This is a genomic window from Accumulibacter sp., assembly GCF_029255285.1.
In the GTDB taxonomy this organism is placed as follows: Bacteria; Pseudomonadota; Gammaproteobacteria; order Burkholderiales; family Rhodocyclaceae; genus Accumulibacter.
On record NZ_JAPUVI010000093.1, the window covers coordinates 93,809 to 119,440 of the forward strand.

General features: G+C 60.5%; 26 protein-coding genes. 11 read left to right on the forward strand and 15 right to left on the reverse strand.

The genetic code is table 11. The features are described from left to right. Positions 1-119: 119 nt before the first annotated feature. The 5 genes from pnp to Q1M07_RS12840 form a co-directional block, all read right to left on the reverse strand. A complete protein-coding gene (gene pnp, locus Q1M07_RS12820) occupies positions 120-2,240 on the reverse strand; it encodes a polyribonucleotide nucleotidyltransferase (RefSeq protein WP_300454290.1) in 2,121 nt (706 codons plus the stop codon). Between the two features lie 189 nt (positions 2,241-2,429). Then, complete coding sequence (gene rpsO, locus Q1M07_RS12825) at positions 2,430-2,699, reverse strand: 30S ribosomal protein S15 (protein WP_300454291.1); 270 nt, start codon at positions 2,697-2,699, stop codon at positions 2,430-2,432. A gap of 196 nt (positions 2,700-2,895) precedes the next feature. Beyond that, a complete protein-coding gene (locus Q1M07_RS12830) occupies positions 2,896-3,456 on the reverse strand; it encodes a hypothetical protein (protein ID WP_300454292.1) in 561 nt (186 codons plus the stop codon). 27 nt (positions 3,457-3,483) lie between these two features. Then, the gene (locus tag Q1M07_RS12835; RefSeq protein ID WP_300454293.1) at positions 3,484-3,906 is read right to left on the reverse strand and encodes a ProQ/FinO family protein; all 423 of its coding nucleotides are present in this window, start codon (positions 3,904-3,906) and stop codon (positions 3,484-3,486) included. Positions 3,907-3,914: 8 nt separating this feature from the next. Continuing rightward, the gene (locus tag Q1M07_RS12840) at positions 3,915-5,900 is read right to left on the reverse strand and encodes an SDR family oxidoreductase (RefSeq protein ID WP_300454294.1); all 1,986 of its coding nucleotides are present in this window, start codon (positions 5,898-5,900) and stop codon (positions 3,915-3,917) included. Positions 5,901-6,080: 180 nt separating this feature from the next. On the opposite strand from Q1M07_RS12840, the gene Q1M07_RS12845 reads away from it, so the two are divergent. The 4 genes from Q1M07_RS12845 to Q1M07_RS12860 all read left to right on the forward strand — a co-directional run bounded on the left by Q1M07_RS12845 (position 6,081) and on the right by Q1M07_RS12860 (position 9,824). After that, the gene (locus tag Q1M07_RS12845) at positions 6,081-6,638 is read left to right on the forward strand and encodes a phasin family protein (RefSeq protein ID WP_300454296.1); all 558 of its coding nucleotides are present in this window, start codon (positions 6,081-6,083) and stop codon (positions 6,636-6,638) included. Positions 6,639-7,054: 416 nt separating this feature from the next. Next, a complete protein-coding gene (locus tag Q1M07_RS12850) occupies positions 7,055-8,269 on the forward strand; it encodes a patatin-like phospholipase family protein (protein WP_300454297.1) in 1,215 nt (404 codons plus the stop codon). 93 nt (positions 8,270-8,362) lie between these two features. After that, positions 8,363-9,010, forward strand: a complete 648-nt coding sequence (locus tag Q1M07_RS12855) for a TetR/AcrR family transcriptional regulator (protein ID WP_300454298.1) — start codon at positions 8,363-8,365, stop codon at positions 9,008-9,010. A gap of 40 nt (positions 9,011-9,050) precedes the next feature. After that, positions 9,051-9,824, forward strand: coding sequence for a hypothetical protein (locus tag Q1M07_RS12860; protein ID WP_300454300.1), 774 nt, complete (start codon positions 9,051-9,053; stop codon positions 9,822-9,824). A 50-nt stretch (positions 9,825-9,874) separates the two neighbouring features. On the opposite strand, the gene Q1M07_RS12865 is transcribed toward Q1M07_RS12860, so the two are convergent. Beyond that, positions 9,875-11,359: a wax ester/triacylglycerol synthase family O-acyltransferase gene (locus Q1M07_RS12865; protein ID WP_300454301.1), complete on the reverse strand. Its 1,485-nt coding sequence runs from the start codon at positions 11,357-11,359 to the stop codon at positions 9,875-9,877. Between the two features lie 80 nt (positions 11,360-11,439). Between Q1M07_RS12865 and Q1M07_RS12870 the strand changes: the two genes are divergently transcribed. Continuing rightward, entirely contained in the window at positions 11,440-11,700 is a 261-nt protein-coding gene (locus tag Q1M07_RS12870; RefSeq protein ID WP_300454302.1) for an acyl-CoA-binding protein, read from the forward strand. 37 nt (positions 11,701-11,737) lie between these two features. Here Q1M07_RS12870 and Q1M07_RS12875 read toward each other — a convergent pair whose 3' ends face one another. The 4 genes from Q1M07_RS12875 to Q1M07_RS12890 form a co-directional block, all read right to left on the reverse strand. After that, a complete protein-coding gene (locus Q1M07_RS12875) occupies positions 11,738-12,016 on the reverse strand; it encodes a polyhydroxyalkanoic acid system family protein (protein ID WP_300454303.1) in 279 nt (92 codons plus the stop codon). 129 nt (positions 12,017-12,145) lie between these two features. Next, positions 12,146-13,021: a ribosome small subunit-dependent GTPase A gene (rsgA, locus tag Q1M07_RS12880; protein ID WP_300454304.1), complete on the reverse strand. Its 876-nt coding sequence runs from the start codon at positions 13,019-13,021 to the stop codon at positions 12,146-12,148. Beyond that, on the reverse strand, positions 13,018-13,362 hold the full coding sequence (locus Q1M07_RS12885) for a 4a-hydroxytetrahydrobiopterin dehydratase (protein WP_300454305.1): 345 nt from the start codon (positions 13,360-13,362) through the stop codon (positions 13,018-13,020). The genes rsgA and Q1M07_RS12885 overlap by 4 nt, the downstream gene beginning before the upstream one ends. 22 nt (positions 13,363-13,384) lie before the next feature. Continuing rightward, complete coding sequence (locus Q1M07_RS12890) at positions 13,385-14,623, reverse strand: M48 family metallopeptidase (RefSeq protein ID WP_300454351.1); 1,239 nt, start codon at positions 14,621-14,623, stop codon at positions 13,385-13,387. Positions 14,624-14,666: 43 nt separating this feature from the next. Here Q1M07_RS12890 and orn point away from each other — a divergent pair, with 43 nt between their 5' ends. Then, positions 14,667-15,212: an oligoribonuclease gene (gene orn, locus Q1M07_RS12895; protein ID WP_300454306.1), complete on the forward strand. Its 546-nt coding sequence runs from the start codon at positions 14,667-14,669 to the stop codon at positions 15,210-15,212. A 31-nt stretch (positions 15,213-15,243) separates the two neighbouring features. Here orn and Q1M07_RS12900 read toward each other — a convergent pair whose 3' ends face one another. The 4 genes from Q1M07_RS12900 to trxA form a co-directional block, all read right to left on the reverse strand. Beyond that, complete coding sequence (locus Q1M07_RS12900; protein ID WP_300454307.1) at positions 15,244-16,905, reverse strand: glycosyltransferase family 39 protein; 1,662 nt, start codon at positions 16,903-16,905, stop codon at positions 15,244-15,246. A 92-nt stretch (positions 16,906-16,997) separates the two neighbouring features. Next, on the reverse strand, positions 16,998-17,213 hold the full coding sequence (gene rpmE / locus Q1M07_RS12905) for a 50S ribosomal protein L31 (protein WP_015767774.1): 216 nt from the start codon (positions 17,211-17,213) through the stop codon (positions 16,998-17,000). Positions 17,214-17,398: 185 nt separating this feature from the next. Next, positions 17,399-18,655: a transcription termination factor Rho gene (gene rho, locus Q1M07_RS12910; RefSeq protein WP_300454310.1), complete on the reverse strand. Its 1,257-nt coding sequence runs from the start codon at positions 18,653-18,655 to the stop codon at positions 17,399-17,401. 200 nt (positions 18,656-18,855) lie between these two features. Next, a complete protein-coding gene (gene trxA, locus Q1M07_RS12915; RefSeq protein WP_300454311.1) occupies positions 18,856-19,182 on the reverse strand; it encodes a thioredoxin TrxA in 327 nt (108 codons plus the stop codon). Positions 19,183-19,363: 181 nt separating this feature from the next. On the opposite strand from trxA, the gene fdxA reads away from it, so the two are divergent. Next, the gene (fdxA, locus tag Q1M07_RS12920; RefSeq protein ID WP_300454312.1) at positions 19,364-19,687 is read left to right on the forward strand and encodes a ferredoxin FdxA; all 324 of its coding nucleotides are present in this window, start codon (positions 19,364-19,366) and stop codon (positions 19,685-19,687) included. A 164-nt stretch (positions 19,688-19,851) separates the two neighbouring features. Further along, positions 19,852-21,528 carry a long-chain-fatty-acid--CoA ligase FadD gene (gene fadD / locus Q1M07_RS12925; protein ID WP_300454313.1) on the forward strand — a complete coding sequence of 559 codons (1,677 nt, stop codon included), beginning with the start codon at positions 19,852-19,854 and terminating at the stop codon, positions 21,526-21,528. Positions 21,529-21,609: 81 nt separating this feature from the next. Here fadD and Q1M07_RS12930 read toward each other — a convergent pair whose 3' ends face one another. Further along, on the reverse strand, positions 21,610-22,239 hold the full coding sequence (locus Q1M07_RS12930; protein ID WP_300454314.1) for an ankyrin repeat domain-containing protein: 630 nt from the start codon (positions 22,237-22,239) through the stop codon (positions 21,610-21,612). Between the two features lie 208 nt (positions 22,240-22,447). Between Q1M07_RS12930 and Q1M07_RS12935 the strand changes: the two genes are divergently transcribed. The 3 genes from Q1M07_RS12935 to kdsA all read left to right on the forward strand — a co-directional run bounded on the left by Q1M07_RS12935 (position 22,448) and on the right by kdsA (position 25,572). Continuing rightward, positions 22,448-22,990, forward strand: coding sequence for an isochorismatase family protein (locus tag Q1M07_RS12935; RefSeq protein WP_300454316.1), 543 nt, complete (start codon positions 22,448-22,450; stop codon positions 22,988-22,990). Positions 22,991-23,095: 105 nt separating this feature from the next. After that, entirely contained in the window at positions 23,096-24,739 is a 1,644-nt protein-coding gene (locus Q1M07_RS12940) for a CTP synthase (protein WP_300454318.1), read from the forward strand. Further along, the gene (gene kdsA / locus Q1M07_RS12945) at positions 24,736-25,572 is read left to right on the forward strand and encodes a 3-deoxy-8-phosphooctulonate synthase (protein WP_300454320.1); all 837 of its coding nucleotides are present in this window, start codon (positions 24,736-24,738) and stop codon (positions 25,570-25,572) included. The genes Q1M07_RS12940 and kdsA overlap by 4 nt, the downstream gene beginning before the upstream one ends. Positions 25,573-25,632 lie beyond the last annotated feature (60 nt).

Genomic DNA, 25,632 nt, shown 5'->3' on the forward strand with positions numbered 1-25,632 from the left:
CGCCCCTGGTAGTTGGCGGCATCCGCGACCAACCAAAACAGAAAGAGGACGCCTCGGCGTCCTCTTTCTGTTTTGGCTACCTGACTCTACCTACCTCTTACTACCACGTCGCCTTGTCGTTACGATCCACCGGCCAGCGCTGCACCGCCTCCTTCTTCGGCGGTCAGTGCTTTCATCGATAGCCTAACGCGACCCTTCTCGTCTGCCTCCAGAACCTTGACCCGCACTTTCTGGCCTTCCTTGAGGTAGTCGGCAACCGCATTGACGCGCTCGTTGGCGATCTGAGAAATATGCAGCAGGCCGTCTCGACCTGGCAGGATGCTGACGATGGCCCCGAAGTCCAGCAACTTGAGTATGGTGCCGTCGTAGACCTTGCCTACTTCAACGTCGGCGGTGATCGATTCGATGCGGGCCCGGGCGGCGTCGGCGGCGTCACCGCTGACTGAGGCGATGGTAATCGTACCATCGTCCTTGATGTCGATGGTCGTTCCGGTTTCCTCGGTGATGGCGCGAATTACTGCGCCACCCTTGCCGATCACGTCGCGAATTTTCTCGGGGTTGATCTTCATCGTATACAGTCGGGGTGCGTAGCTCGATACCTCGTCACGGTGTCCGGACATCGAGCCCTGCATCTGCTTCAGGATGTGCCGTCGGGCTTCACCGGCTTGCGCCAGGGCGACCTGCATGATTTCCTTGGTGATGCCCTGGATCTTGATGTCCATCTGCAGCGCTGTGACACCGGCTTCGGTGCCGGCCACTTTGAAGTCCATGTCGCCGAGATGATCTTCGTCGCCCAGGATGTCGGTCAGTACGGCAACGCGATTGCCTTCCTTGATCAGCCCCATGGCGATTCCGGCGACGTGCGCCTTGAGGGGTACGCCGGCGTCCATCAGCGCCAGAGACGCACCGCACACGCTGGCCATAGAACTCGATCCATTCGACTCGGTGATCTCCGAGACAACGCGTATGGTGTACGAAAAGTCTTCAGGCGACGGTAGCACCGCGAGCAAGGCACGTTTGGCCAAGCGTCCGTGGCCGACTTCTCGGCGCTTCGGTGTGCCGACACGGCCGCATTCTCCGGTCGCGTAGGGTGGAAAGTTGTAGTGCAACATGAAGCGTTCGCGGTATTCCCCCGACAGAGCGTCAATGATCTGCTCGTCACGACCGGTGCCGAGAGTCGCCACGACGATGGCCTGCGTCTCGCCACGGGTGAACAGTGCTGAACCGTGTGCCCGCGGCAGGACACCCGAACGAATCGCGATCGGTCTGACCGTTCGCGTATCGCGGCCGTCGATTCTTGGTTCGCCGGCCAGGATACGACCGCGAACGATACGGGCCTCGGCGTCCGCCACCATGTTTCTGATCGCGTTGGCGTCCGGAGCATTGTCGTCGGCCGTCAAGGCTTCGACCGCGTAGGCAGCGATCTCCTTTAGGCGCTGGCTGCGCAACGGCTTGCTGGTGATCCGGTAGGCCTCCTGAAGTTCGCCTTCGACCAGTTGGTTGAGCTTGCCATGCACTGCCTCGTTTCTGGCGGCAGGTGCCCAGTCCCACTCGGGTTTGCCGGCTTCATCGGTTAGTTCGTTGATGGCGTCGATCACCGCCTGCATTTGCTGGTGCCCGTAAACGACAGCGCCGAGCATGACCTCCTCCGACAACTCCAGGGCCTCTGATTCGACCATCAGGACGGCCGCTTGCGTGCCGGCGACCACCAGGTCGAGTTGGCTCGATTTGAGTTGCGTCGCGGTCGGGTTGACAACATATCGGCCGTCGATATAGCCAACGCGGGCAGCACCGATAGGACCGTCGAAGGGAATGCCGGAAATCGAGAGTGCGGCCGACGCACCGATCATTGCCGGAATGTCGGGGTCGATCTCGGGGTTTAGCGACATCACAGTCGCGACGATCTGCACTTCGTGGTAGAAACCTTCCGGAAACAGCGGGCGCAGCGGACGATCTATGAGGCGCGAGGTGAGAGTTTCCTTTTCCGAAGGGCGGCCCTCGCGTTTGAAGAAGCCGCCTGGAATTCGGCCAGCGGCATAGGTTTTCTCTATGTAATCAACGGTCAAAGGAAAGAAATCCTGACCCGGCTTGGCCATCTTGTTGCCGACAACGGTGACCAGGACGACTGTGTCGTCGATCGAGACCATGACCGCGCCGCTGGCCTGGCGTGCTATTTCGCCGGTTTCCAGGGTCACTTGGTGGGCGCCGTAGGCGAAGGTTTTCTTGACGATAGTAAACATTGTTTCCTTTCTCAATAGTCTGGCGCGCGCCTACCCACGACTCCGGCCGGCCATTCAACCGACGAACGCACCAATTGCCAAGCGAGCCGCCATGGCGAAAAACAGCGGCGCAGCCCGAAACGGGCTGCGCCGCTGACGGCTTCTCGAGTTGCCGGCATGTCCGACCGCGGCGCGGACCGGTGAGCCGGCTTACTTGCGTAGGCCGAGACGCTGTATCAAGGCGCGGTAAGAATCGACGTTGGTGCGCTTCAGATAGTCCAGCAACTTGCGTCGCCGACTGACCATGCGCAACAGGCCGCGACGCGAGTGGTTGTCCTTCTTGTGTTCCTTGAAATGGCCAGTAAGGTCATTGATGCGTGCGGTCAGCAGGGCTACCTGAACCTCGCAGGAACCGGTGTCTCCGGCCGCACGCTGGTAGTCGGCCATGATTTGCGCCTTCTGCGCAACATTGATCGCCATGTCAAACTCTCTTTCGTGAATAGCGGCACAGCCCCAGTTTGATAGAGCCGGTGCCAGATGGAAAAATGTTGCCATTCGCTTGGCGAAGCGAGCCCGGCATTCTAACTTGCGCCCCGAACAGCCACAAGCCTAAGGCCGATTTTTTGCGACGGCCAAGCGCTTAGTCGGTCAGTCGGAGCTCCGAGGCCGTCCAGTGTTAGCCGAAGCCGGGAAGCCAGCCGCTTTGCTGGGGCGGCGTTACGGCCTCCAGCGTTCCCTGAAAAAGCGCTTCGATGACCGGTGGCTCACGCCAGCGTTCGTTCATGAAGGTCAACCCGGCTTCTTCAACCAGAGCGCCTTGCCAGTAATGGTTGGCGATGGTGTCGAGGGTAGACAGGCTCAAACTGTGGGGTAGGCGCAGGTAGTCGAGCCAGCTCGAATCGTGAAACGAGCACAGGTAGGCGCCAGTGCTGCGCGCCTGCACCAGTGTTCGTCCGAAGACTCGCGCCGGGTGCTTGGCGCGAAAGGTTTCCGCGTCGACGCGGGTGGCGAACAACAATAGGGCATGCAGGCGGCTCGGGAAGTGTCGATAGACGCGCTGACGGAAGTACTCCAGATGATACTCGGCAAAATAGTTTTGCACGGTCGTAAACTGGTCTTCGGGTAGCGATTTGCCAAAGGGATTGCCGACCAGGACATCCCAACCTGGCAACTCGGCGTCCTCGTCCAGCCAGGCGTACAACTCGAGTGGGGCGCTGTCCTTGAGCAGATGGCCCATAGTCTGCGGCGTGTTTTCAGCGTCGGCTCACTTGTGGCGGCCGAACTTTTCGACGAGTTGGCCGAGCTTCTGCGCGTGCTGGCGCGCCAGGGTCTCTGCTTCGCGCTTTGCCTGGCGTTGCTCGGCCTGCTTCTGCAAACGCTCCTTGACCAGTTTAGCGGCATGAAGCCGATGAGTTGCGAGAACCTCGCCGGCCGGATTGCCGTCGAGGTCGACGCGTACGGTGGCACGTTCGGTTGTCTTCAGGTAGCGCAGGGAGTGCGTGTGGATCCCCAGTGCAGTACGCAGTTCACTGCGGTTGAGAGCGGGCAGCCGCGCCAGGAGTTGCTTGTCGATGCCGATGGCGAGCGGCAGGCAGTCCCGGAATACCGGGAACTTGTCCTGCAGTTCCTTCAAGAGTTGACGTGCGTTGTGGCCGGGTACGGCGCCAGGAGGGACGGGGGTGTTCATGAAAAGATCTAGAAATGGATGCCGCGCATGATTTGCGAGAAAGCGATCTGGTCGGCCGTCTGCGCTGCCGGTTCCTGCTTCTTTTGTGCCGCCGCGCTCGAATCCGGGAACATCCGAAAGCTCGTATTCATCATGATCTGAGCAGCTTTCGGCGTCAGCGAGTGGAGCAGGGCGCCGAATATTCCCAGCCGGGTGGCGATTCGCACCGGCTTGTGGATGATTGCCTCGACGACCATGTCGGCGGCTTCATCTGGCGACAGCGTCGGAACCTGGTCATACAACTTAGTCGGCGCAATCATCGGCGTTTTGACCAGCGGCATGTTGATGGTTGTGAACTCGATCCCGCGGTCGGCAAACTCGGACGCGGCACAACGAGCCCAGGCGTCCATCGCCGCTTTCGAGGCAACGTAGGCCGAGAAGCGCGGGGCATTGGTAAGGACGCCGATCGACGAAATATTGATGACGTGTCCCTTGCGTTTGGCGATCATTCCCGGCAGGAAGCCCATCGTCAGGCGCAATGCGCCAAAGTAGTTGACTTCCATGGTACGTTCGAAGTCGTGGAAGCGATCGAAGGAAGTCTCGATACCGCGGCGAATCGACCGGCCCGCGTTGTTGACTAGAATGTCGACGCCACCATGTTCCTCGGTCATGCGCTCGACGAAACGCGCGCATTGCTCCGGATCGGCAACGTCTACCGCATGCGTGATCAGGCGCAGACCATCGGCTTCGAACTCGCGTCGGGTTTCTTCGAGTGCTTGCGTGTCACGGGCAATGGTGACCGCAATCGCACCCGCTTCGGCCATCTTGCGGACAGTCGCCTTGCCGATTCCGGAAGAGCCGCCGGTGACGAGAACAACCTTACCTTCGACCTGGCCACGCAACGTCTGATCAATGAACAGGTCCGGGTCGAGGTGGCGTTCCCAGTAGTCCCACAGGCGCCAGGCGTAACTGTCAAGCGGCGGGACAGAGATCCCGGTACCCTTGAGGGCACGCTGCGTTTCCCGGCAATCGAAACGGGTTGGGTAATTGATGAAATCAAGAATGTCGTCGGGTAGGCCGAGATCCTTCATCACCGCGTTGCGGATACGACGAACAGGCGTCAGGGCAAACATGGCTTTGCGCATGGAGCGCGGGATAAAACCCAGCAAGGCGGCATTGACGCGCATCGCCATTTCCGGGGCGTGTGCGGCGCGCGCGAAAGTATTGAGCAAGTCACCGACTCGCATGGGCGTCGGATCGGTCAAATGGAAGCAGTTGCCGTCTTCGTTCTCCAGGTGTGCGATGTGGTCCATGGCGGCGACGATGAAGTCGACCGGAACGACGTTGATGCGGCCGCCTTCGATACCGATGGTCGGCATCCACGACGGAAACATCCGGCGCATTTTCTGGATCAGCTTGAAGAAGTAATAGGGCCCGTCGATCTTGTCCATTTCGCCCGTGCGCGAGTCTCCGACGACGATCGCCGGTCGGAAAATCCGCCACGGGATCTTACATTCCTTACGGACGATTCCTTCAGAGTCGTGCTTGGTACGGAAGTAGGGGTTTTCGAGGTTCTCCGCCTCATCGAACATATCTTCACGAAACAAACCTTCGAAAAGACCCGCTGCCGCGATCGAGCTGACCAGATGGAAATGCCCGGCACCCAGTTCCTCGGCCAGGCGGACCGTGTTACGCGTGCCGTCCACGTTGGCGCGCTGTTGGTCCTCAGCACTCGCCTTGAGGTCATAGATCGCGGCCAAGTGGAAGAAATGGTCGATCTTGCCCTTGAGCTTGTCCCTGTCGGCCGTCGAGACGCCGAGTTCCGGTTGCGTCAGGTCGCCGACGACCGGAACGACGCGCGTTTCGTCGGCGCCCCAGTATTCGTATAGCTGCCGGAGTCGCGGTAGCTCGACGGCACGAGTCAAAAAGTGCACGACGGCGTCGGGGCGGCTCAACAGTTTGGCGACGAGCCGTTTGCCGATGAAGCCGGTGGCGCCGGTCACGAAGTAATTCATCGCTGTCTCCTTGAGTTCATGGTCATCTCCGCGTTGGCATGTTTTTGGTAGACTGGTGCCGTCTAGAGGCCACTTTCCAGGCCTTTAGTGTGCGTACTCTAGATATTGTCACTAGACTGGCTTCCTAGGGCAAGTGAAAAACTTGTTGACCTCTCGACGATGATCTTAAAGGAGATAAAAATGGGCAAGAAACTCAAAGAATTGGCTGGTGGGTTAACGGAAAACCAATTGGCATCGACAGTCAAGGAATCGGCGCAGCAGATTTGGCTGGCCGGGTTGGGAGCTTTTGCCAAAGCGCAGGAAGAGGGCGGCAAAGTGTTCGACGCACTGGTCAGGGAAGGCGAGAGCATTCAGGCGAAGACGCGCCAAATTACCGACGAGAAAATTGCCCAGGTGGCCGGCAAAGCCGCAGGCACGTGGGATCGTCTCGAGCAGGTGTTCGAGGATCGCGTGGCTCGTGCGTTGGGTAGCCTTGGCGTTCCGAGCAGACAGGATATCGACAGCTTGTCCAAGCGCGTCGTCGAGCTGAGTGCTGCCGTGCAAGCTCTGACTGAGGGGAAGGCTGTGGCCAAGGCGGCCGCCAAGCCGGTGGCAGAAGATGAGCCGACGTCGGCCGAGCCGGCAGCGGCCAAATCGGCAGCCCGCCGGCCGGCTACCCGCCGGCCGGCCGCCGCCAAGTCGGCTCCTCCGGTAACGCCGGCCGACGTGCTCAACACCCTTCCGCAAAGTAACGAGTGATCGATTCGCTCGTGGGGGCTGGGTCCAGTCACGCGGCGCGAGGTCCAGGGTCGGTTGGCCGCAAGCTCCAGCCTCCCCCTGCTGCGTGACGCAGGGCGCCGAGAGCGGGTTGACTGCAGCGCGAGGCGAGGGCGCCGATGTGCGTCGAAGGCCCAAGCGGTTGCGCGGCGTTGGGGCGGTCAATGTGATGGTTTGTCTCCCGTCGGGCACATTCGTTTGACTTGCCGGGTTCCTCTTTGAGCGGAGAACTGGTGCCGTAGGTTTCCTATGGCGCGCCAGGGATCCTTTCTGCGACGTTTGGGAGCGACGATGTCGCGCGAGCGGCCGGCGTCATCTTCCTATCCTAACGTGAAGGCGCCGAAAGGCAGCCTGTAGCGCCGCCCGGACGGCGCGCTTCCTGGCCGAGGCTTTGCACTATGGCAGATGCATTGAGATCTTCGAAGGTCGGACTGGCTCTTGCCGGCGGTGGCCCGGTGGGCGGTATTTACGAAGTGGGCGCCATGGCCGCCTTGGCCGAGGCGCTCGACGGCGTCGATTTCGGCGACTTCGACATCTATGTAGGGGTCAGTTCCGGAGCCTTCATTTCGGCTGCGGTGGCCAATGGGCTGGGGCCTGCGACACTGGCACGAATGCTCGTCGAGAACGACTCTGACCAGGTCTTCGATCCGGAGATGTTGCTGCGCCCGGCTTTCGGCGAGTATTTCCGACGCGCCGTGTCGGTACCGCTGCTCTTCTGGTCCTCCCTGCGGCAGTATTTATCCGATCCTTGGCACCTTCGTCTGGTCGAGGCCTTTCAGGCGCTCAGCCACGCCATTCCGGCTGGCCTGTTCGATAGCGCGGGCATCGATCAGCTGCTTCGGAAGCTGTTTTCGACGGGGGGGCGGAGCAACGATTTTCGCCAGCTGAAGCATCGGCTGTTCATCGTGGCGACCGATCTCGACACCGGCGAGTCGGTGGCTTTCGGTTCCTCAGGGCATGATGACGTCCCGATTTCGGTTGCCGTGCAGGCCAGCGCCGCGTTACCTGGCCTGTTTCCACCGGTCAAGATCGGCGATCGTTATTTTGTCGACGGTGCCTTGATCAAGACGCTGCACGCTTCCGTGGCGCTGCACGAAGGGGCCGACCTGGTGATCTGCCTCAATCCGCTGGTGCCCTTCGACTCCCGATTGGCCGCCAAACGTGCGGCGCAGGAGAAGACGAGACCCGAGCCGGCCTATCTGGTCGACGGCGGCCTGCCGGTGGTTCTGTCGCAAACGTTTCGTGCCATCATCCACTCGCGGATGCGTACCGGAATGGATCGCTACCGACTCGAGTTCGAGGGCAAGGACGTGATTCTGTTCGAACCGACGCGCGACGACGCGGACATGTTCTTCACGAACGTCTTTAGCTACCGCGGCCGCAGCCGGCTTTGCGAGCACGCCTATCAACGCACGCGCAGCGACCTGTATCGGCGTCGCCATGAGTTGCGGCCGATTCTCGAGCGCCATGGCATCCATCTCAACCTGGGCGTTTTGAAGGATCATAGCCGTTCGCTGTTATCACGCCGGCGTCGCCCGGATCTGGCGGCCAGCGCTTCGGCGCTGGATTCCTCGTTGCGCGACCTGGAGGCGTGGTTGCAGACGCGGACTTGATCCAGCAGGTCGCGGCGCGAATTCTGCGGCCGGCATTTCCTGGCCGGATCGGCAGTGATATGCTCGCCATTCACGGCGGATGAGGGGCGGCGAATGGAGAGCAAACCCAAGCGGCGAACGCGCGAACGCATCATCGAGACGAGCCTGCGCCTGTTCAATGATTTCGGCGAGCCGAACGTGACGACGACGGTCATCGCCGACGAGATGAATATCAGTGCCGGTAATCTGTACTACCACTTCCACAACAAGGACGAGATCATCGAGACGATCTTCGCGTCGTTCGAGCGGGAGATGGAGGGAACGCTTGCCGTTCCGGCGCGCCGGCTTACCGACATCGAAGACATCTGGCTTTTTCTGCACCTGTTGTTCGAGCAGATCTGGAAGTATCGCTTTTTTTACCGCGATCTGAACGACTTGCTGACGCGCAATCGCTTGTTGGAAATCCATTTCAAGCAGATCCTGACACACAAGGTGCAGACGGCGACGAAGCTGTGCGACGGACTGGTGTTGGCCGGGGCAATGCGCGCCACCGGCGAGCAGGTGCGTGCGCTGGCGACGAACATGGCGGTGATTGCGACTTATTGGTTGTCCTTCGAGTACGCACGTGACCCGCGAGGCAAGCTCGAAAGCGATCGGATCGGGCGCGGTGTGTACCAGGTGATGGCGATGTTGTCGCCGTTTCTCCTTGGCGAAGCGCGAAGTCTGCTCGACAAGCTGTCACGCGAATACGTCGGATCCTGACGTCAGCGCGGCAACATTTCATTCATCTGGAGGACGATCAATGGCCTGGATACCCTTTCCCTACGCCGACACGGCTTACGGTTTCCCCGGGGCGGCTCTCGAACAGCATTGGGGGCGCCTGCATCGCGGCGACTGCGAACCCTTCCCGACCGATCCCAAGGTCCAGGATGCTTGGCGCAGCTACCACGCGGGCGAATTCGGTAAAGCTGTGGAAAGCGGTTTGACGTGTGGAATTGCCGGCTACAACGTGGCTAACAAGGCCGCTGCGATCTATGCCACCTACCTGGAGCGCGACGACGAGCGCAAGCGCAGTTTGCTGCTGGAAGTCGCTCGGCGTTGCGAGGAACAACAGGAAAAGAGGCCAGGCGACGCCAACGCCTGGTATCTTCACGCTTTCGCGCTGGGTCGCTACAGCCAGAGCATCTCGGTCGTCAAGGCGTTGGCGCAAGGGCTTGGCGGAAAGATAAAGCACAGTCTGACGCAGGCCCTGGAGATCGAACCCCGACACGCTGATGCGCACGTCGCGCTCGGCGCCTATCACGCCGAAGTCATTGACAAGGTCGGGGCGCTGGTCGGCGGGCTGACTTACGGGGCCAAGAAGAGTACGGGCAACGAGCTGCTCGAAACCGCTCTGAAGCTCAATCCCGACTCGGCGATCACTCGCATCGAATATGCGAACGCTTTGCTGATGATGTTTGGCAAGGCGCGGATGAAGGACGCCGAACGTCTCTATCGGGAAGCTGCGGCGTTTGTACCGATGGACGCCATGGAGCGTCTCGACGTCGAAGCAGCGAAAGAGGAACTGGCGGACTGAACCCTATGGCGTGCCCGGTCCGAGCATGCCATCGCACCGTCCGCGGCTGCTCAACGTCGGATCAGGGCGAGCACGTCTTCTTCGACGGCCTGCGGAAAGCCGAGACGATCCCAGGGTTCGAGCAGGACGAGCCAGAGCAGTTTTTCGAACTCGTCGGCAAATCGGTCGACAATGTTTTCCGGGTCGTCGACCATGCTCTTGTCGGTGATCAGTCCGAATTGTACGTAGTTGTTGTAGGAGAGAATGCTGACTCCCATGCCGATATCGCCTGCCTGGGGTACCCAGACCATTTGTTGTGCGATCCTGCTGCCGGCAAAGAAGCGGGTCTTCTGAAAGCCGGGGACATTGGTCATCACCGCCGTCGTTTTGTCGGCGAGCTGTTTGAGCACCTTGTCCTGAACGAACTGAGGCGCCATTCCTGCCGCGCCGAGCAGGGAGAAAGTCAACATCGCCTGGTGTGATCCTTTGAGTTCCGCCATTCTGGCGCGCGTTGCATAGAGCCTGGCGAGTGGATTTGCCACGCCGATAGGCAGGTCGAGGGTGACGAGCCCAAAGCGGTTGCCCAGCTCCTCGATGTCTCCAGGCCTCCGCAGATTGACGGGCACCATGACGCGGATGGCCACCGAGCCGACACGGTCGCCTTTGGCCGCCAAGTAGCCGCCCAGGGCACCGGCGACGGAGGAAAGCAGGGTGTCGTTTACCGAGCAGCCAAGAACCTTGCCGACGGCCTTGATGTCGGGCAGTGAGATCGGCTCTGACCAAGCCACGCGTTTTGCCGTTCCCGCCTTGCCCTTGAAGCGTGTCGCGCTGTCGCTGGGCAGCAAGGCGAGTTGGCCGATTTCCCGGGCGAGGGCTCCGGCGGCACGAGCGTAGTTGCGCAGCCTTCCGGGATCTCGACGTAAACCGAGGTATTGGCCCCAAAGATGGCCACCAACGTGTATCGAGGTCAGTGCCAGCTCGCTCAGCGGTTCAAGGATCAGGCGCCAGACACGGTCGCCGGTATCGTCTTCGTCGTCGTCGGCGCTGGCCGCTGATGCGAAAAGCGAATCCGCCGACCCACCGTCTTCCGGAGCGTCGGGCTGTTCGTCGGTCAGCGAGTTGATGACGCCAATCAGCGCGATCCCGTCGGCGATGGCGTGGTGGATGCGGACAACGAGTGCCGAGTTTCCGCTAGCCGTTTCGACGACGTTGAATTCCCAGCGAGGCCGCGCTGCATTGAGTGGTGTGCTGGCCATTTCAGCGACGAACTTTTGCAACTCGTGTTTACCACCAGGGGCCGGGAGCAGCGAATGGCGAACGTGTGCGTCGATGTCGAAGTCGGGATCGTCTACCCACCACGCGCCGTCCGAATCCAGCCGCGCGATCTGACGGAAGCGTCGGTAACGCAGTAGACGCGAAGCGACGGTGCGCTTGAGACGCTCGGCGTCGATGCGGCCACCGAAAAGCATGACGCCGAGGATCTGCATCAGGTTCTCCGGCCGGTCCATGCGTAACCAGGCCGTGTCGACGTGGGAAATGATTTCGCGCGAGCGCATCGAGTCTGCTCCGCCGGAAAATGGCAAGCCCATATAATAGCAAGCCATTTCCATCCGATCAGCGTGCGAAGGAGTTGAACATGAGTGAACTGCAAGCCCGATTCGTAGCCGCCGTTGCCAGCTCGAAGACCCTGAGTGAACGTCCCGACAACGCCACCTTGCTGAAACTGTATGCGCTTTACAAGCAGGCGAGCGAGGGCGATGTCGAGGGCCGGCGCCCGGGCTTTACCGACATGGTTGGGCGAGCCAAGTTCGACGCTTGGGCGGCGCTCAAGGGCACGGCCTCCGACGAGGCAAAGCAGCAGTATGTTGCCCTGATCGACGATCTGAGAGCGCGCTGACGGACGCTAACCGGCGCCTCTCGTCGGCTGCCGTCAGTCAGATTGGAAAGTTCTCGTCGAAAAAGCGTTGCGCCTCACGCTCTATACGTGGCTTGAGTGCGAAGAGCAGGAATCCGAGACGGATGTGCAGGGCGACTTCCTTGGCGTCGAGCGACAGCTCGCCAGAGACGCCGGGCCGCTGAAAGCGCATGACATCCCCGTCCCACGCGTAATCCAGGTCGAACTCTTCCTTCAGCTCGGAAGCCATGTGTTCAGCTGAGGCGCGGGCTTCGGCGCGGCTCTTGCCATGTGGTCGACGAATGTCGATGTCGCTCATCGGAAAGTTCCTCTCGGGACAATGTGAAAGGCGGCACGGTGGACCACGAACCTCGGCCTACCCGCATTCCGGGGAGGGCTCAGTGTGGGGCCGATGATCGTGACCTTCACTATTGGTTGGTGAATATTGCTACGATCGCCAGACGATTTCGGCGCATAGCGACCGGAAGGCAGCATAACGCCGGTGGTCGATTTCGCCATGTCGCAGAGCCGCCTGCACGCGGCAGTCGGGTTCCGTCTCGTGCCGGCAGTCACGGAAGCGGCACTGACCAAGCAGTGGGCGGAGTTCGAGAAAGCCTTGTGCAATATCGTTGCGCGACAAATGTCGCAAGCCGAAAGCCATCAAACCCGGCGAGTCCAGCAGGGCCGTTGTCGTACTGAGGCGATAAAGCTGGGCTCGCGTCGTCGTGTGTCTGCCAGCCTGTAATGCTGGCGAGAACTCCCGGGTTGCCACCTGGGCGTCAGGGACGAGCGCGTTGATCAGCGTCGACTTGCCCATTCCGGATTGACCAATCAGCAGGCTGGTCTGCTCTCGCAGATAAGGCTGCAGGCGCGTGCCTTCGGCGAGGGCGGAAAGCTGCACTACCGGGTAGCCTAATTGCTCAAACGGGGCCAGCGTTGCCGCCGCCGCGGCCACACGCTCGGACAGGTCGCACTTGTTCAGCACGATCACGACCCTGATACTTTGATTTTCGGCGGCGACGATGCAGCGGGTGATCAATTCGTCGGAAAACGATGGTTCGGTGGCGACGACGATGATGATCTGCGTCACGTTGGCGGCGATCAGCTTTTGCCTGACGTTGTCCGAGCGGTAAAGCAGGGTAGTGCGCGCTTCAAGCGAGTTGATCACACCCTGAGTGGGACTCGTGCGCTGCACGCTGACATGGTCGCCGCAGGCCAGCTCGCTTCTCTTGCCGCGTGGAAAACAGAGCAGCAGCGCGCCGTCGGCCAGCTCGACTCGATATTGCCGTCCGTAGGCGGCAACGATGGTGCCGGCAAGCCTCAAATTCCTGCCAGCGCTTCGATTTTGGCCGCGCAAATGAAATCGTTACGCGATAGCCCACCCACGTCATGCGTACTGTAGCTGACGCTGACCTGGCCGTAACCGATTCGCAGTTCGGGATGGTGGTTTTCGCGTTCGGCCAGCCAAGCGACGGTGTTGACGAACAGCAGCGCGGCCGCGTAAGTGGCAAAGGCAAAATCCTTGCGCAGCGCCGCACCCTGCTCGTCTATCGTCCAGCCCGGCAGTCCGCTAAGCAGGGCTGAGGCCTGGGCGGGATCGACGAGATGTTCGCTACCGCGCAAAGTGCGGCAGCATTGTTGCGCCAGTGGCAGTTCGGTCGTCATCGGGCTAGCTCTCCGATCGGGGTTATGCCGCCTGCAGGCAGGCTATACGCCGGGCGGCGGGCGGATGGGAATCGTAGAAAAGCGAGTGCAGCGGGTCGGGAGTCAAGGTCGCCGCATTGTCTTCGTAAAGTTTCACAAGCGCGCTGACCAGGCTCATGGCCGAAGCGTTTTCGGCGGCGTAGCGGTCGGCCGCGAATTCGTCGCGGCGCGACATGAGGCTCAGCAGCGGTGTCATCAGAAAGCTGAAAACGGGGCTGGCGAGCAAGAACAGCAACAAGCCGAGCGCGGTGCTGCGGTTATGGACCCCGAGTCCGTCGTAGAACCAGGGCGCGTTGATCAGTTGCCCGAGCAAGGCAAGGACGACCAAAGAAAGCGCGAAGAGCAGGCCGATCCGCTTGAGCACGTGACGCAGCTTGAAGTGTCCAAGCTCGTGCGCCAGTACGGCCTCCACCTCGGTCGGTTGCAAGCGGTCGAGCAAAGTGTCGAAGAAGACGATGCGTTTGGCTTTCCCGAAGCCGGTGAAGTAGGCGTTGCCGTGGCTTGACCGTTTCGAGCCATCCATTACGTAGAGCCCGGAACTCGCAAAGCCGCAGCGGGCCAGTAGCGCTTCGACGCGTGCCCTGAGGGCCGCGTCATCGAGCGGCGCGAAGTGGTTGAACAGGGGCGCGATCCAAGTCGGATAGACGAAAACGATCAGCAGGTTGAACGCGCACCAGAAGAGCCACACGTAAACCCACCAGCCGCTCCCCATGCTTTCCATTAGCCAGAGAACAGCCAACAGAGCTGGAGTACCGATCACGATAGCAAGCGCTGTCTGCTTCGCCAGGTCCGCGCAAAAGGTTGCCAAGGTCATACGGTTGAAACCGAAGCTTTGCTCGATGACGAACTGTCGGTAGAGGGCCAGAGGCAGGTCGATAAGGGCCGACAAAAAGGCGACGCTGAAGACCAGCGCCACGCCATAGGGTAGGCCGTCGAGTCGTGCCGACCAGAAATCATGCAAAGACTGAAGGCCGCCACCGAAAGTGAGGGTTAGTAGAAAAGTCATTTCGACGGCGAGAACCGTGCGGCTGAAGCGGGTACGCGTCACCGTGTAGTCAGCAGCCTTCTGGTGGGCGTCGAGTTCGATCCGATCGGCGAAGGCTGCCGGCACCGCTCCTCGGTGTGCGATGACGTGTGCGATCTGACGCTGCGCCAGCCACAGGCGCAACACGGAGCTTGCCGACACGGCGGTCAGAAAGATCAGAGCGAGAACGCTGTCCATAGGACTGTGACACAATGCCAGTTCTTAAGTTTAGGCGGATTATATGGCACTGGATGGAAATCACCTCGTTTGGTTGGACATGGAAATGACCGGCCTCGACCCGGAGCGCGACCGGATCATTGAATTGGCCATCGTCGTGACCGATAGTAAGTTGACGACGATTGCCGAATCACCCGAGTGGGCTGTCCACCAGGATGATGGCTGTCTCGATGCCATGGACGACTGGAACCGGAAAACCCACGCACGCTCGGGGCTGGTCGAACGCGTCAGGTCGTCCACGCTCGACGAGATGGCGGTCGAGGCGGCCGCTCTCGCTTTCGTCCAGCAGTACGTCCCACAGGCGGCCAGTCCCCTGTGCGGCAACTCGGTGGGGCAGGACCGTCGTTTCATGGTGAGATACATGCCACGTTTCGAATCGTGGTTTCACTATCGCAACCTTGACGTCAGCACGCTCAAGGAGTTGTGCCGGCGCTGGAAGCCCGATGTGGCAAAGGGTTTTATCAAGCGGGCAGACCACACGGCGCTGGCTGATATCCGCGAGTCGATTGCCGAGTTGAAGTACTACCGCGAGCACTTCATCAAGCTTTGAACGCGCACGACCGATGATCGCCGCGCTTCGCTCAGCCAGCCGACGCCGCCTCCAGCCTCTCGCGGCGGTATAGCCGAAGTTTTTCACTATCGCGCCGGTCACTCGGGCGACCGCCTTCCCAGATCTTTCGCCAGCCGTCGCTCACCGTCGGCCATCCATCCTTGGGCAAGCCGTGGATCAGCAGCAAATCACAGCGCGCGCCGGCGGCTGATCTCGCGGCCAGCGTGCGTATTCCCTCGAAGTAATCCAGCGAAGCGAGAAGGGAATCGGCCAAATTGGCGCTGGCAATGCAGTTGTGTTCCTTTGGTAAGGCCATGGCCAGCGACGCCGACATCGGCCGGTAGGTTTTCCCGTGGTCAATCCACGGCATCAGGAGTGTTGCAATCAACAGCCAGAAGAGCGTCAAGCCGGCCATCCAGTGCGTGATGCCGCGCATCGGCGAGCGCGGGCTGGTGACGATCAGCCAGCACCAGACGAGGCTTGCGAGCAGCGCGAGGGAGGCGCCAAGAAGGCTGAACGCACCGACAAATCCGGGTTCGAGCCGGCTGGCCTGTTGGGCCAACCTTGCTGGCCAGCCGAAGATGATCGCGCTCCAGGCGATCCAAACCAGTCCCGCACAAAGGCTGAATGTAATCATTCCGAACCAGTCGAAAGCGTTGGCCGCTCCCCTGCGCAGTGAAGTGACACCTGGAACGGCAAGCAGCACGAGTGGCGGTAAGAACAGCAGGGCCGGCGCACTGCGGGCGGGGAAAGAATAGCTGATGCCGACCAGCGTAATCAGAAAAGCGAGAATCGGCAGGGCCAGGGCCGGCGTCGACAACTGTCGACGTTTGGCCCAGAGAGTCCAACCGGCGAGGGGCAGAGCTGGCCACGCGTACCACGTGAGCATCGTCAGAAAGCCCCACAGATTGAGTAGCGGCTGCAGATTGCCGCGCATCTGCATCAGCTCGTTACGCCAGAAGGCCGACAGGTAGTCGGGTGCGTTGGCCAGCAAGGCGAGTTGCCACGCACCGGCGAGCGCGAACGCAAGCAACAGGGAGCCAAGCAGGAGAAGCCACTGCTGGCGCCTTGGCGAACTGCGCCAGGCAACCACAATGGCCACTGGCAGCAGCGGCAGCATCGGCGCCAACCCGTTGGCGAGGAAGCCCAGTCCGAGCGCCGAACCGAAGTAGGCCGCGCCGAGCGCCGGCTTTCGACTCAGCAGTGCCAGTCCCCAGTAGGCGGCGGCATGCGCTGTTAGCGCCGCCAGCATGGGTTGCGCCTCATGGGCATGGAACAGGAAACCGATGCTGCCCGCCAGCAACAGAGGCGCCGCCGGTGCCTGCTCGCGGCCGTGCAGTTCGCGCGCGGCAAGCAGCATGAAGGCGAGAGCCAGCAGCGTGCATACGCCGCTGGCCAGGCGTGCGCCTTCGTGTGTTGGCAGAAGCCACGAGAAGGCATGGCCACCCAGTGCTGCCATCCAGTAATAAAGCGGTGCGTCGGGGTAGGGGCGGCCAGCGAGGCTGGGCGTCAACCAGTTGCCGTTTGTGACGATGTCGTGCACCAGGCCGATAGTGACCGCGTCATCGTTCTTCCATGGGTCGTGGCCGACCAGACCCGTGAAAATGTAGAGGACGAGCAGGACCGCCAAGGTCAAGCCGCTGGGCGGCAAGGGAATTCCCCTAATGCGGAGATTCTCCGGGTGGTCTGGCATCTGAAGGCGGCTGGTGCCGGTGCGGGTGAAACGAAAAAGGCAGCCGCGGGGCTGCCTGCCTTCGGTGTCGACTCAAGTCGACCGCGCGTAACCTAGGCCGACTTGCGAATCGCCCCGTATTTCTGATTGAACTTCTCGACACGGCCAGCGGTATCGATGATCTTCTGTTTGCCGGTGTAAAAAGGATGACACGCCGCACACACTTCGACATGTAAGGCCTTCTTCATCGTCGAGCGAGTGGTGAAGGTGTTGCCGCAGGAGCAGGTCACCGTGATTTCGTTATAGGCAGGGTGGACGTTGGCTTTCATCTGGTACATTTCCTGTATGTGTTAGATCCGTCAGTCCAAACGGTAAGGAGGGACGAGCGGAGCATGATTCCTTTGGCTAAACGGCGATTATCGACGATTTTTTTTGCCTCTGCAATCGCCGGCGTGGCAGACCGGCACCGGGGGGATGGCCTATGGACGACTGGCAATAAGGGGTGTCGCTGGGTTCAGCGGCGCATGGAGTCGAAGAATTCGCCGTTGTTCTTGGTCGCCTTGATCTTGTCGAGCAGAAACTCCATTGCTTCGAGATCGTCCATGTTGTAGAGCAGTTTGCGCAGAACCCACATTTTCTGCAGCACGTCGGGTTTGAGCAGGAGCTCCTCGCGGCGCGTGCCCGAACGGTTGACATTGATCGCAGGGTAAACGCGTTTCTCGGCCATGCGGCGGTCGAGATGGATCTCCATGTTGCCCGTCCCCTTGAACTCCTCGTAAATGACGTCGTCCATGCGGCTGCCGGTATCGATCAGCGCAGTGGCGATGATCGTCAGCGATCCTCCTTCCTCAATATTCCTTGCCGCGCCAAAGAAGCGCTTTGGCTTCTGCAGCGCGTTGGCATCGACGCCGCCGGTAAGAACCTTACCCGAAGCCGGCTGCACCGTATTGTAGGCACGCGCCAAACGGGTGATGGAGTCGAGCAGGATGACCACGTCGCGTTTGTGTTCGATCAGGCGTTTGGCTTTTTCGATCACCATCTCGGCGACTTGTACGTGGCGCGTGGCAGGCTCGTCAAAGGTCGAGGCGACCACTTCGCCGCGGACCGAACGGGTCATTTCGGTGACCTCTTCGGGGCGTTCGTCGATCAACAGAACGATCAAGGTCACGTCCGGGTGGTTGGTCGTGATCGCATGCGCGATGTGTTGCATCATTACGGTCTTACCACTCTTCGGACTGGCGACGAGTAGGCCGCGCTGACCCTTGCCGATCGGTGCGATGATGTCGACGATGCGGCTGGTAATGTTCTCTTCGCCTCGGATGTCGCGCTCGAGTCGAATGTGCTCAGCGGGATGAAGCGGTGTCAGGTTCTCGAACAGTATCTTGTTCTTCGACGCCTCGGGCACTTCGCCGTTGATCTTGTCGACCTTGACCAGTGCGAAGTAGCGCTCGCCGTCTTTCGGCGTCCGTATTTCGCCCTCGATGGTGTCGCCGGTATGCAGGTTGAAACGCCTGATTTGGCTTGGGCTGACATAGATGTCATCCGTACTGGCCAGATACGAGGTGTCCGGTGAACGCAGGAAACCGAAACCGTCGGACAGGGTTTCCAATGTGCCATCGCCGAAGATGGTCTCGCCTTTTTTGGCCTGATTCTTAAGGAGCGCGAAGATCAATTCGTGCTTGCGCAATCGGTTCGCGCCTTCGACATTGTTGGTGATGGCCATGTCGAGAAGCTGGCTTACATGAAGTGCCTTGAGTTCGGATAAGTGCATGTGCTGATGACGAAGAAGGGAATGAGCAGGCGAGCGGCATCTCGCCGCAACCAGGACGCGTGCTGGGAAACGCCGGGAACCGGGCGGGGGCTACTACTACTGGAAGGAAGGGAACGCCTGAAGGTTCTATGCGGGCTCTAGGTTATTAGCTAGGGGCCAGTTGCCGCACCCGTCGAACCTGCAGGCGGAGGGTAGCCGCTTTACAGGTTGCTGTCAATGAAGGTGATCAGTTGCGACTTGGATAAAGCCCCCACCTTGGTTGCTTCTACGTTGCCGTTCTTGAACAGCATCAAGGTTGGAATGCCGCGGATCCCGTAGCTGGCCGGAGTTTTTTGGTTGTCATCGATGTTGAGTTTGGCCACCCGGAGCCGGCCGGCGTAGTCGTCTGCAATGTCGTCCAGGAGGGGTGCGATCATTTTGCAGGGGCCGCACCATTCAGCCCAGTAGTCGACGAGTACCGGCAGGTCGGATTGCAGTACCGTGGTGCTGAAGTTGTCGTCCGTAACGTGTTGGATGTGTTCGCTCATTATAAGAAGCCTCTTGCGGGAACGGGGTGGGGTGCGGGTGGAACGGCAATGTCAGCCTCTGGCCTGTGCAGCCAGCCCCGCCATGCTAGCGAAAAAATCCTGCCAAGGGAAGCCGCCGCTCTGTCTCGTCGGCGCCAAATGCGCTATAGTCGTCAACGTTACATTTTTCCGAATAGAGACAATGGCCTACGTCGTTACTGAGAACTGCATCAAATGTAAATTCACGGACTGCGTCGATGTCTGTCCGGTAGACTGTTTTCACGAGGGACCGAATTTTCTGGTGATCGACCCCGACGAGTGCATCGACTGCACGCTGTGTGTTCCGGAATGCCCGGCCGAGGCCATCTTTGCCGAGGATGATGTGCCGGACACTCAACGGGCCTTCATTGCGCTGAACGCGGAGTTGGCCAAGAGCTGGCCGACGATAGTCGAACGTAAGGAACCGCTGGAGGACGCCGATGAGTGGAACAATAAACCGGGCAAGTTGCAGTACCTGGAGCGTTGAGGGGCCTGGCAGGAGACTGCTCGCTCAAGATGTTTCTCCAGCAAAATTGAAACCTGCAGCAGACGAACTGCTGTAGTGGGTTCGCCGGCCTGCGGTCGCCAGATCTCAGCCCGGCGAAGGGCGCAGCGATTCATAGACAGACAAGTGGTTGAGGAGGAGAACGGGTGGAAAAGATTTGGCTAAAGAGCTATCAGAAAGGCGTGCCCGCCGAGATTGACTTGCAGGAATTTCAGTCTCTTGGCGAGCTTTTCGAGAAGAGCGTCGCGCAGTATCGCGATCGGGTTGCCTACATCAACATGGGCGCCGAGGTGAGTTATGGAGAACTCGACAAATTGTCGAGGGATTTCGCTGCCTACTTGCAGTCGGTGCTCAAATTGCCTCGGGGTGCGCGCGTGGCGATCATGATGCCGAACGTGCTGCAGTACCCGATCTGTATTTTTGGCGCTTTGCGTGCCGGCTATGTCGTGGTGAACTGCAACCCGTTGTATACGCCGCGCGAGTTGGAGCACCAGTTGAAGGATTCGGGTGCCGAAGCCATCGTCATTCTCGAGAATTTTGCCGTGACGCTCGAACAGGTGCTGGCAAAGACGCCCGTCAAACATGTCGTTCTGGCTCGTCTGGGGGACATGCTCGGTTTCCCGAAAGGGGCGGTGGTCAATTTCGTCGTCAAGTATGTGAAGAAAATGGTTCCCGCGTGGAGCCTGCCGCGCGCTGTCAATTTCCGGACCGCACTTGCCAGGGGCGCATCGGCGGAGCTCAAGTCGGTGAGCGTCACTCAGGAAGATCTGGCTTTCCTGCAGTATACGGGTGGAACGACCGGCGTTTCGAAAGGGGCAATGTTGCTTCATCGCAACATTCTGGCCAACTTGGCCCAGGCACATGCTTGGATCCAGCCGGAATTGGGCGGTGAGCAGCACATGGTCGTCACAGCGCTGCCGCTTTACCACATCTTTGCGTTGACAGCGAACTGCTTCACGTTCTTCAAGATCGGCGCCAGCAATTTGTTGATTACCAATCCGCGCGACATTCCGGGCTTCGTCGCGGAGGTCGCAAAATATCCGTTTACCGTGCTCATTGGCGTCAACACCCTGTTCAACGCGCTACTCAACAATGATGCCTTCTGTGCGCTTGACTTCAGCAAACTTAAGGTTACGCTTGGCGGTGGAATGGCTGTGCAGAGAGCGGTGGCAGAGAAATGGAAGCAGGTCACCAGAAAGCCACTGATCGAAGCCTACGGACTGACCGAGACATCACCGGCGGCGACGATCAATCCGCTCGACATCCCGGAGTATACGGGCGCGATAGGCGTGCCGATTTCGTCTACCGAAGTGGCCATCCGCAACGACGCTGGCGCGGATGTTCCGATCGGCGAGCGGGGGGAACTCTGTATCCGCGGCCCGCAGGTGATGAAGGGTTACTACAACCGCCCGGAAGAGACCGCCAAGGTCATCACAGCGGACGGCTTTCTGATGACAGGCGATATCGCCGTAATGGACGAACGTGGTTTCGTGCGCATCGTGGACCGGAAGAAGGACATGATCCTCGTCTCCGGCTTCAACGTGTATCCGAACGAAGTTGAAGATGTCGTGGCTCAGCATCCGGGGGTACTCGAAGTCGCTGCCGTTGGTGTGCCGCACGAGAAGTCCGGGGAGGCGGTCAAGATCTTCGTCGTCAAGAAGGATCCGGCGCTTACGGCCGAGGCGCTGATCGCTCATTGCCGGGAAAACCTGACTGGCTACAAGGTGCCGGGGCAGGTCGAGTTCCGCGCCGACCTGCCGAAGACCAACGTCGGGAAGATCCTGCGCCGCGAATTGCGCGACGAGGCACAGAAGAAGGCCTGATTGGCGGGTGGCTAGGTGGCGTACGCTTCCGCTCGATGGTCGTGCTGGCCACACCACTGGCCAGCCGACCGCAGGTGGCGGTCAATCCTTGACAGCGTGCTGCTGGAGGACTTCGGTTGTAACCGGGTGCTTGTTCCGCGAGGCGTAGAACAGGGGTGTTTTCTCGTCCTTGTCCTTGCTGTGCGGATTGGCGCCGCGTTCGATAAGCAGACGCGCAATTTTTGGCTGGCCGGTTGCGGCGGCAAGATGCAGTGGTGTTTGCCCTGCGTCACTCGTCGCGTTGACCTTGGCCTTCTTGTCGAGGAGCAGTTCAATCTCCTGTCTCGTGCCGGCGAGTACTGCGGCGTGTAGCGCCGTCATACCGACGCGGTCCCGGGCTTCGATTTCCGCTCCGCTGTTGAGCAGGAGTTCCGAAACCTTGGTACGGCCGTAGAAAGCCGCCATATGCAGCGGTGTTCTTCCCAGGGCGTCGGTGGCGTTGACTTCAGCCCCAGCCGCGAGCAATGCCTTGACTTCGGGCAAGTCGCCCCGGCTTGCCGCTCTGGCCAGCGGCGACGCTGGCGTGGGAACGTCGACGACGTTAGCCGCGGCCGGAGGTGTAGTGGCCGGTGCGCCCGGGTGCTTGTTCTCCGCTTGCTTGCCGCATGCGGCAAGTGCCAGCAAGAGCGCGGCCAGGCCGAGCAGAGCGGCGTGGGGGAGGGCTGATTTCATTGGCGAAACTCTCCTGCCAGGACGAGATGGCAGTTTACATGATTCCTGGTGTTTCGAATGTCAGTTCGCCTGCTTCCTGGCGGTACTGAAAAGGGGCTACTATCGCCAGCGAAACTGCGCCGCTTGCTGATGGACTGGCGCCAGCCTGTCTGGCTCAGAACTGCCGGCCTTTGTTCTGTGTAATACCGATGGACTGGAGGGCAGAGTCATGTTGATCCGTATCGACTGTTCCACACTGTTGCTGATCGACCTGCAGGAGCGTCTACATCCGGCGATTCACGCCGCCGAGCAAGTTCTCGAGGCCAGCGTGTGGCTGACACGAGTGGCGCAACGACTGGGAGTTCCGGTGATCTGCACCGAGCAGTATCCGCGCGGTCTGGGGCCGACCTTACCCGCATTGCGGAGTTTGTTGCCGGCTGATGGCATCGTCGAGAAGCTTCATTTCTCGGCAGTTCCGGAAGGTGGCTTGTGGAATGTGCCGGGTGGCGAACGCGCGCAATTCGTCGTTGTCGGGACCGAAGCACATGTCTGCGTTCAGCAGACCGTGCTCGACCTGCTGGCCGCCGGTCGCCGGGTTTTCGTCGTCGAGGAAGCCGTCGGTTCACGGCAGCCGACTGACAAGGCGCTGGCCATAGAGCGTATGCGCCGTCACGGAGCCGACGTCGTGTCGCGCGAGATGGTCGCTTTCGAATGGTTGCGGCGCGCAGGTAGCGAGCTTTTTCGAGAGATCAGTCGCGAGTTTCTTCGCTGAGGTCCGCCGCCGCCGGCATCGCCGGCGACCACCGTCCGGGCGGCAGCCGTTTGAGAGCCGGCCTCTTTTCGGCTACAATCTGGATTTCCCGCTGCAGTCATCTCCATGATCAAATACGTATTCGTTACTGGCGGCGTGGTTTCGTCCCTTGGCAAGGGCATCGCTGCCGCTTCTTTGGGAGCGATCCTCGAGTCGCGTGGCATCAAAGTCACTCATCTCAAGCTCGACCCCTACATCAATGTCGACCCCGGAACGATGAGTCCGTTCCAGCATGGCGAGGTGTTTGTCACCGAGGACGGCGCCGAAACCGACCTCGACCTGGGCCACTACGAACGCTTCACCAATGCGCGCATGGAGCGGCGCAACAATTTCACGACCGGCCAGATATACGATTCGGTCATCAAGAAGGAGCGGCGCGGCGAGTATCTCGGCAAGACGGTGCAAGTGATTCCGCACATTACCGACGAGATCAAGGCGCACATCAGACGAGGCGCTGAAGGCGCCGATCTGGCGATTGTCGAGGTTGGCGGAACGGTTGGCGACATCGAGTCGCTGCCCTTCCTCGAGGCGATCCGCCAGATGGGCCTGCAGGAAGGTCGCAGTAACGCCTGTTACATGCATCTGACCCTGGTTCCCTACATTTCGACGGCTGGCGAGCTGAAGACCAAGCCAACGCAGCATTCGGTCAAGGAATTGCGGGAAATCGGCATTCAGCCGGACATTCTGCTTTGCCGAACGGATCGACCGATTCCCGAAGACGACAAGCGGAAAATGGCTTTGTTCTGCAACGTGCAGCGCGAGGCGGTAATCGAGGCACGCGATGCGGATTCGATCTACAAAATTCCGGCCATGCTGCACGACCAGATGCTTGACGAGATCGTCTGCCACAAACTCGGGATCTTGGCCAGGGCGGCTGACCTGAGCGTCTGGAAAACGATCGTGCAGGCGCTCGAGAACCCGGAGCGGGTGGTCAATGTGGCCTTCGTCGGCAAGTATGTCGACCTCACAGAGTCGTACAAGTCGCTGACCGAAGCCTTGGTCCATGCCGGAATCGCCACGCGTAGCAAGGTCCAGATCAGCTACGTCGACTCCGAAGACATCGAGCGGGAGGGCTGTGAGGCCTTGCGGAGCATGGACGCGATTCTCGTGCCGGGTGGCTTCGGGCGGCGGGGCACCGAGGGCAAGATCGCGGCAATTTGCTATGCGCGCGAGAACGGAGTGCCCTTCCTGGGGATCTGTCTGGGGATGCAACTCGCTGTCGTGGAGTTCGCGCGCCATGTCGCCGGCATGAATGGTGCGCACAGCACGGAGTTCGACCAGGAAGCCACGTACCCGGTGGTTGGCCTGATCACCGAGTGGCAGGACGCCTCCGGCCGGCTGGAAAAGCGCGACGAGAACTCCGATCTCGGCGGCACCATGCGTCTGGGTGGTCAGATCTGCCGCCTTGTCGAGGGTACTTTGGCGCGACAGGTCTATGGCCGGGCTGAAATCATCGAACGTCATCGTCATCGCTACGAAGTCAACGGCACGCTGCTCGGTCGCCTGGAGGAAAGCGGCCTGGTGGTTTCCGGTCGAGCGCCGGTGACCGATCTGTGCGAGATCGTCGAATTGCCACGTGGTGGAGTCAACCAACACCCGTGGTTTATCGGTTGCCAGTTTCACCCCGAATTCACGTCGTCACCGCGCCGTGGCCATCCCCTATTCACGTCGTTTGTTCAGGCAGCCGCGGCGTACCGGGGCAAGGTATGAAGCTCTGCCACTTCGAAGCCGGTCTCGAGAAGCCGCTTTTTTTGATCGCCGGTCCTTGTACCGCGGAATCTCTCGATCTTTGTCTCGAGGTTGCCGGCCATCTCAAGGAAGTATGTGGCCGCCTCGATCTGCCCTATGTGTTCAAGGCATCGTACGACAAGGCCAATCGCAGTTCGGGCCATTCGCCGCGTGGACCGGGCATCGACGCCGGCCTGCGGATTCTTGCCGAGGTGCGCCGCCAGGTTGGCGTTCCGGTACTCACCGACGTGCATCGTGAACAGGATATCGACGCCGTCGCCACCGTCGTCGACGTTCTCCAGACACCGGCTTTTCTCTGTCGGCAGACTGATTTCATCGAGGCCGTCGCCGCCGCCGGTAAGCCAGTCAACATCAAGAAGGGGCAGTTTCTCGCCCCGGGCGACATGGGCAACGTCGTCGCCAAGGCCAGAGCGGCGGCGGCCGGGGCCGATACGATCATGGTTTGTGAGCGCGGCGTGTCCTTTGGCTACAACAATCTCGTTGCCGACATGCGCAGCCTGTCGATCATGCGCGAGACGGCGTGCCCGGTGGTTTTCGATGCCACTCATTCGGTGCAGTTGCCGGGCGGGCTGGGCAGCGTTTCTGGCGGGCAGCGCGAGTTCATCCCGGTGCTGGCGCGCGCCGCTGTCGCGGCGGGTCTCTCCGGTTTGTTCATGGAGACCCATCCGCGTCCCGAGGTGGCCCTGTCAGATGGGCCCAACAGCTGGCCGCTGAGTCGCATGGAAAGCCTGCTGACGATGCTGGTGGCGCTCGACCGTGTGGTCAAGGCGGCTGGCTTCGAGGAACTCGGCTGATGGCGCGCCGCGGCTGGGTGTCGAGCGATTACCAATCCGGTTCTTTTGAAACGAGGAAAA

What these genes read in the sequence shown, in the direction of transcription:
- pnp (WP_300454290.1), bottom strand. Translation starts at nt 2,240, where the DNA reads ATGTTTACTATCGTCAAGAAAACCTTCGCCTACGGCGCCCACCAAGTG.
- rpsO (WP_300454291.1), bottom strand. Translation starts at nt 2,699, where the DNA reads ATGGCGATCAATGTTGCGCAGAAGGCGCAAATCATGGCCGACTACCAG.
- Q1M07_RS12830 (WP_300454292.1), bottom strand. Translation starts at nt 3,456, where the DNA reads ATGGGCCATCTGCTCAAGGACAGCGCCCCACTCGAGTTGTACGCCTGG.
- Q1M07_RS12835 (WP_300454293.1), bottom strand. Translation starts at nt 3,906, where the DNA reads ATGAACACCCCCGTCCCTCCTGGCGCCGTACCCGGCCACAACGCACGT.
- Q1M07_RS12840 (WP_300454294.1), bottom strand. Translation starts at nt 5,900, where the DNA reads ATGAATTACTTCGTGACCGGCGCCACCGGCTTCATCGGCAAACGGCTC.
- Q1M07_RS12845 (WP_300454296.1), top strand. Translation starts at nt 6,081, where the DNA reads ATGGGCAAGAAACTCAAAGAATTGGCTGGTGGGTTAACGGAAAACCAA.
- Q1M07_RS12850 (WP_300454297.1), top strand. Translation starts at nt 7,055, where the DNA reads ATGGCAGATGCATTGAGATCTTCGAAGGTCGGACTGGCTCTTGCCGGC.
- Q1M07_RS12855 (WP_300454298.1), top strand. Translation starts at nt 8,363, where the DNA reads ATGGAGAGCAAACCCAAGCGGCGAACGCGCGAACGCATCATCGAGACG.
- Q1M07_RS12860 (WP_300454300.1), top strand. Translation starts at nt 9,051, where the DNA reads ATGGCCTGGATACCCTTTCCCTACGCCGACACGGCTTACGGTTTCCCC.
- Q1M07_RS12865 (WP_300454301.1), bottom strand. Translation starts at nt 11,359, where the DNA reads ATGCGCTCGCGCGAAATCATTTCCCACGTCGACACGGCCTGGTTACGC.
- Q1M07_RS12870 (WP_300454302.1), top strand. Translation starts at nt 11,440, where the DNA reads ATGAGTGAACTGCAAGCCCGATTCGTAGCCGCCGTTGCCAGCTCGAAG.
- Q1M07_RS12875 (WP_300454303.1), bottom strand. Translation starts at nt 12,016, where the DNA reads ATGAGCGACATCGACATTCGTCGACCACATGGCAAGAGCCGCGCCGAA.
- Q1M07_RS12885 (WP_300454305.1), bottom strand. Translation starts at nt 13,362, where the DNA reads ATGACGACCGAACTGCCACTGGCGCAACAATGCTGCCGCACTTTGCGC.
- Q1M07_RS12890 (WP_300454351.1), bottom strand. Translation starts at nt 14,623, where the DNA reads ATGGACAGCGTTCTCGCTCTGATCTTTCTGACCGCCGTGTCGGCAAGC.
- orn (WP_300454306.1), top strand. Translation starts at nt 14,667, where the DNA reads ATGGCACTGGATGGAAATCACCTCGTTTGGTTGGACATGGAAATGACC.
- Q1M07_RS12900 (WP_300454307.1), bottom strand. Translation starts at nt 16,905, where the DNA reads ATGCCAGACCACCCGGAGAATCTCCGCATTAGGGGAATTCCCTTGCCG.
- rpmE (WP_015767774.1), bottom strand. Translation starts at nt 17,213, where the DNA reads ATGAAAGCCAACGTCCACCCTGCCTATAACGAAATCACGGTGACCTGC.
- rho (WP_300454310.1), bottom strand. Translation starts at nt 18,655, where the DNA reads ATGCACTTATCCGAACTCAAGGCACTTCATGTAAGCCAGCTTCTCGAC.
- trxA (WP_300454311.1), bottom strand. Translation starts at nt 19,182, where the DNA reads ATGAGCGAACACATCCAACACGTTACGGACGACAACTTCAGCACCACG.
- fdxA (WP_300454312.1), top strand. Translation starts at nt 19,364, where the DNA reads ATGGCCTACGTCGTTACTGAGAACTGCATCAAATGTAAATTCACGGAC.
- Q1M07_RS12930 (WP_300454314.1), bottom strand. Translation starts at nt 22,239, where the DNA reads ATGAAATCAGCCCTCCCCCACGCCGCTCTGCTCGGCCTGGCCGCGCTC.
- Q1M07_RS12935 (WP_300454316.1), top strand. Translation starts at nt 22,448, where the DNA reads ATGTTGATCCGTATCGACTGTTCCACACTGTTGCTGATCGACCTGCAG.
- Q1M07_RS12940 (WP_300454318.1), top strand. Translation starts at nt 23,096, where the DNA reads ATGATCAAATACGTATTCGTTACTGGCGGCGTGGTTTCGTCCCTTGGC.
- kdsA (WP_300454320.1), top strand. Translation starts at nt 24,736, where the DNA reads ATGAAGCTCTGCCACTTCGAAGCCGGTCTCGAGAAGCCGCTTTTTTTG.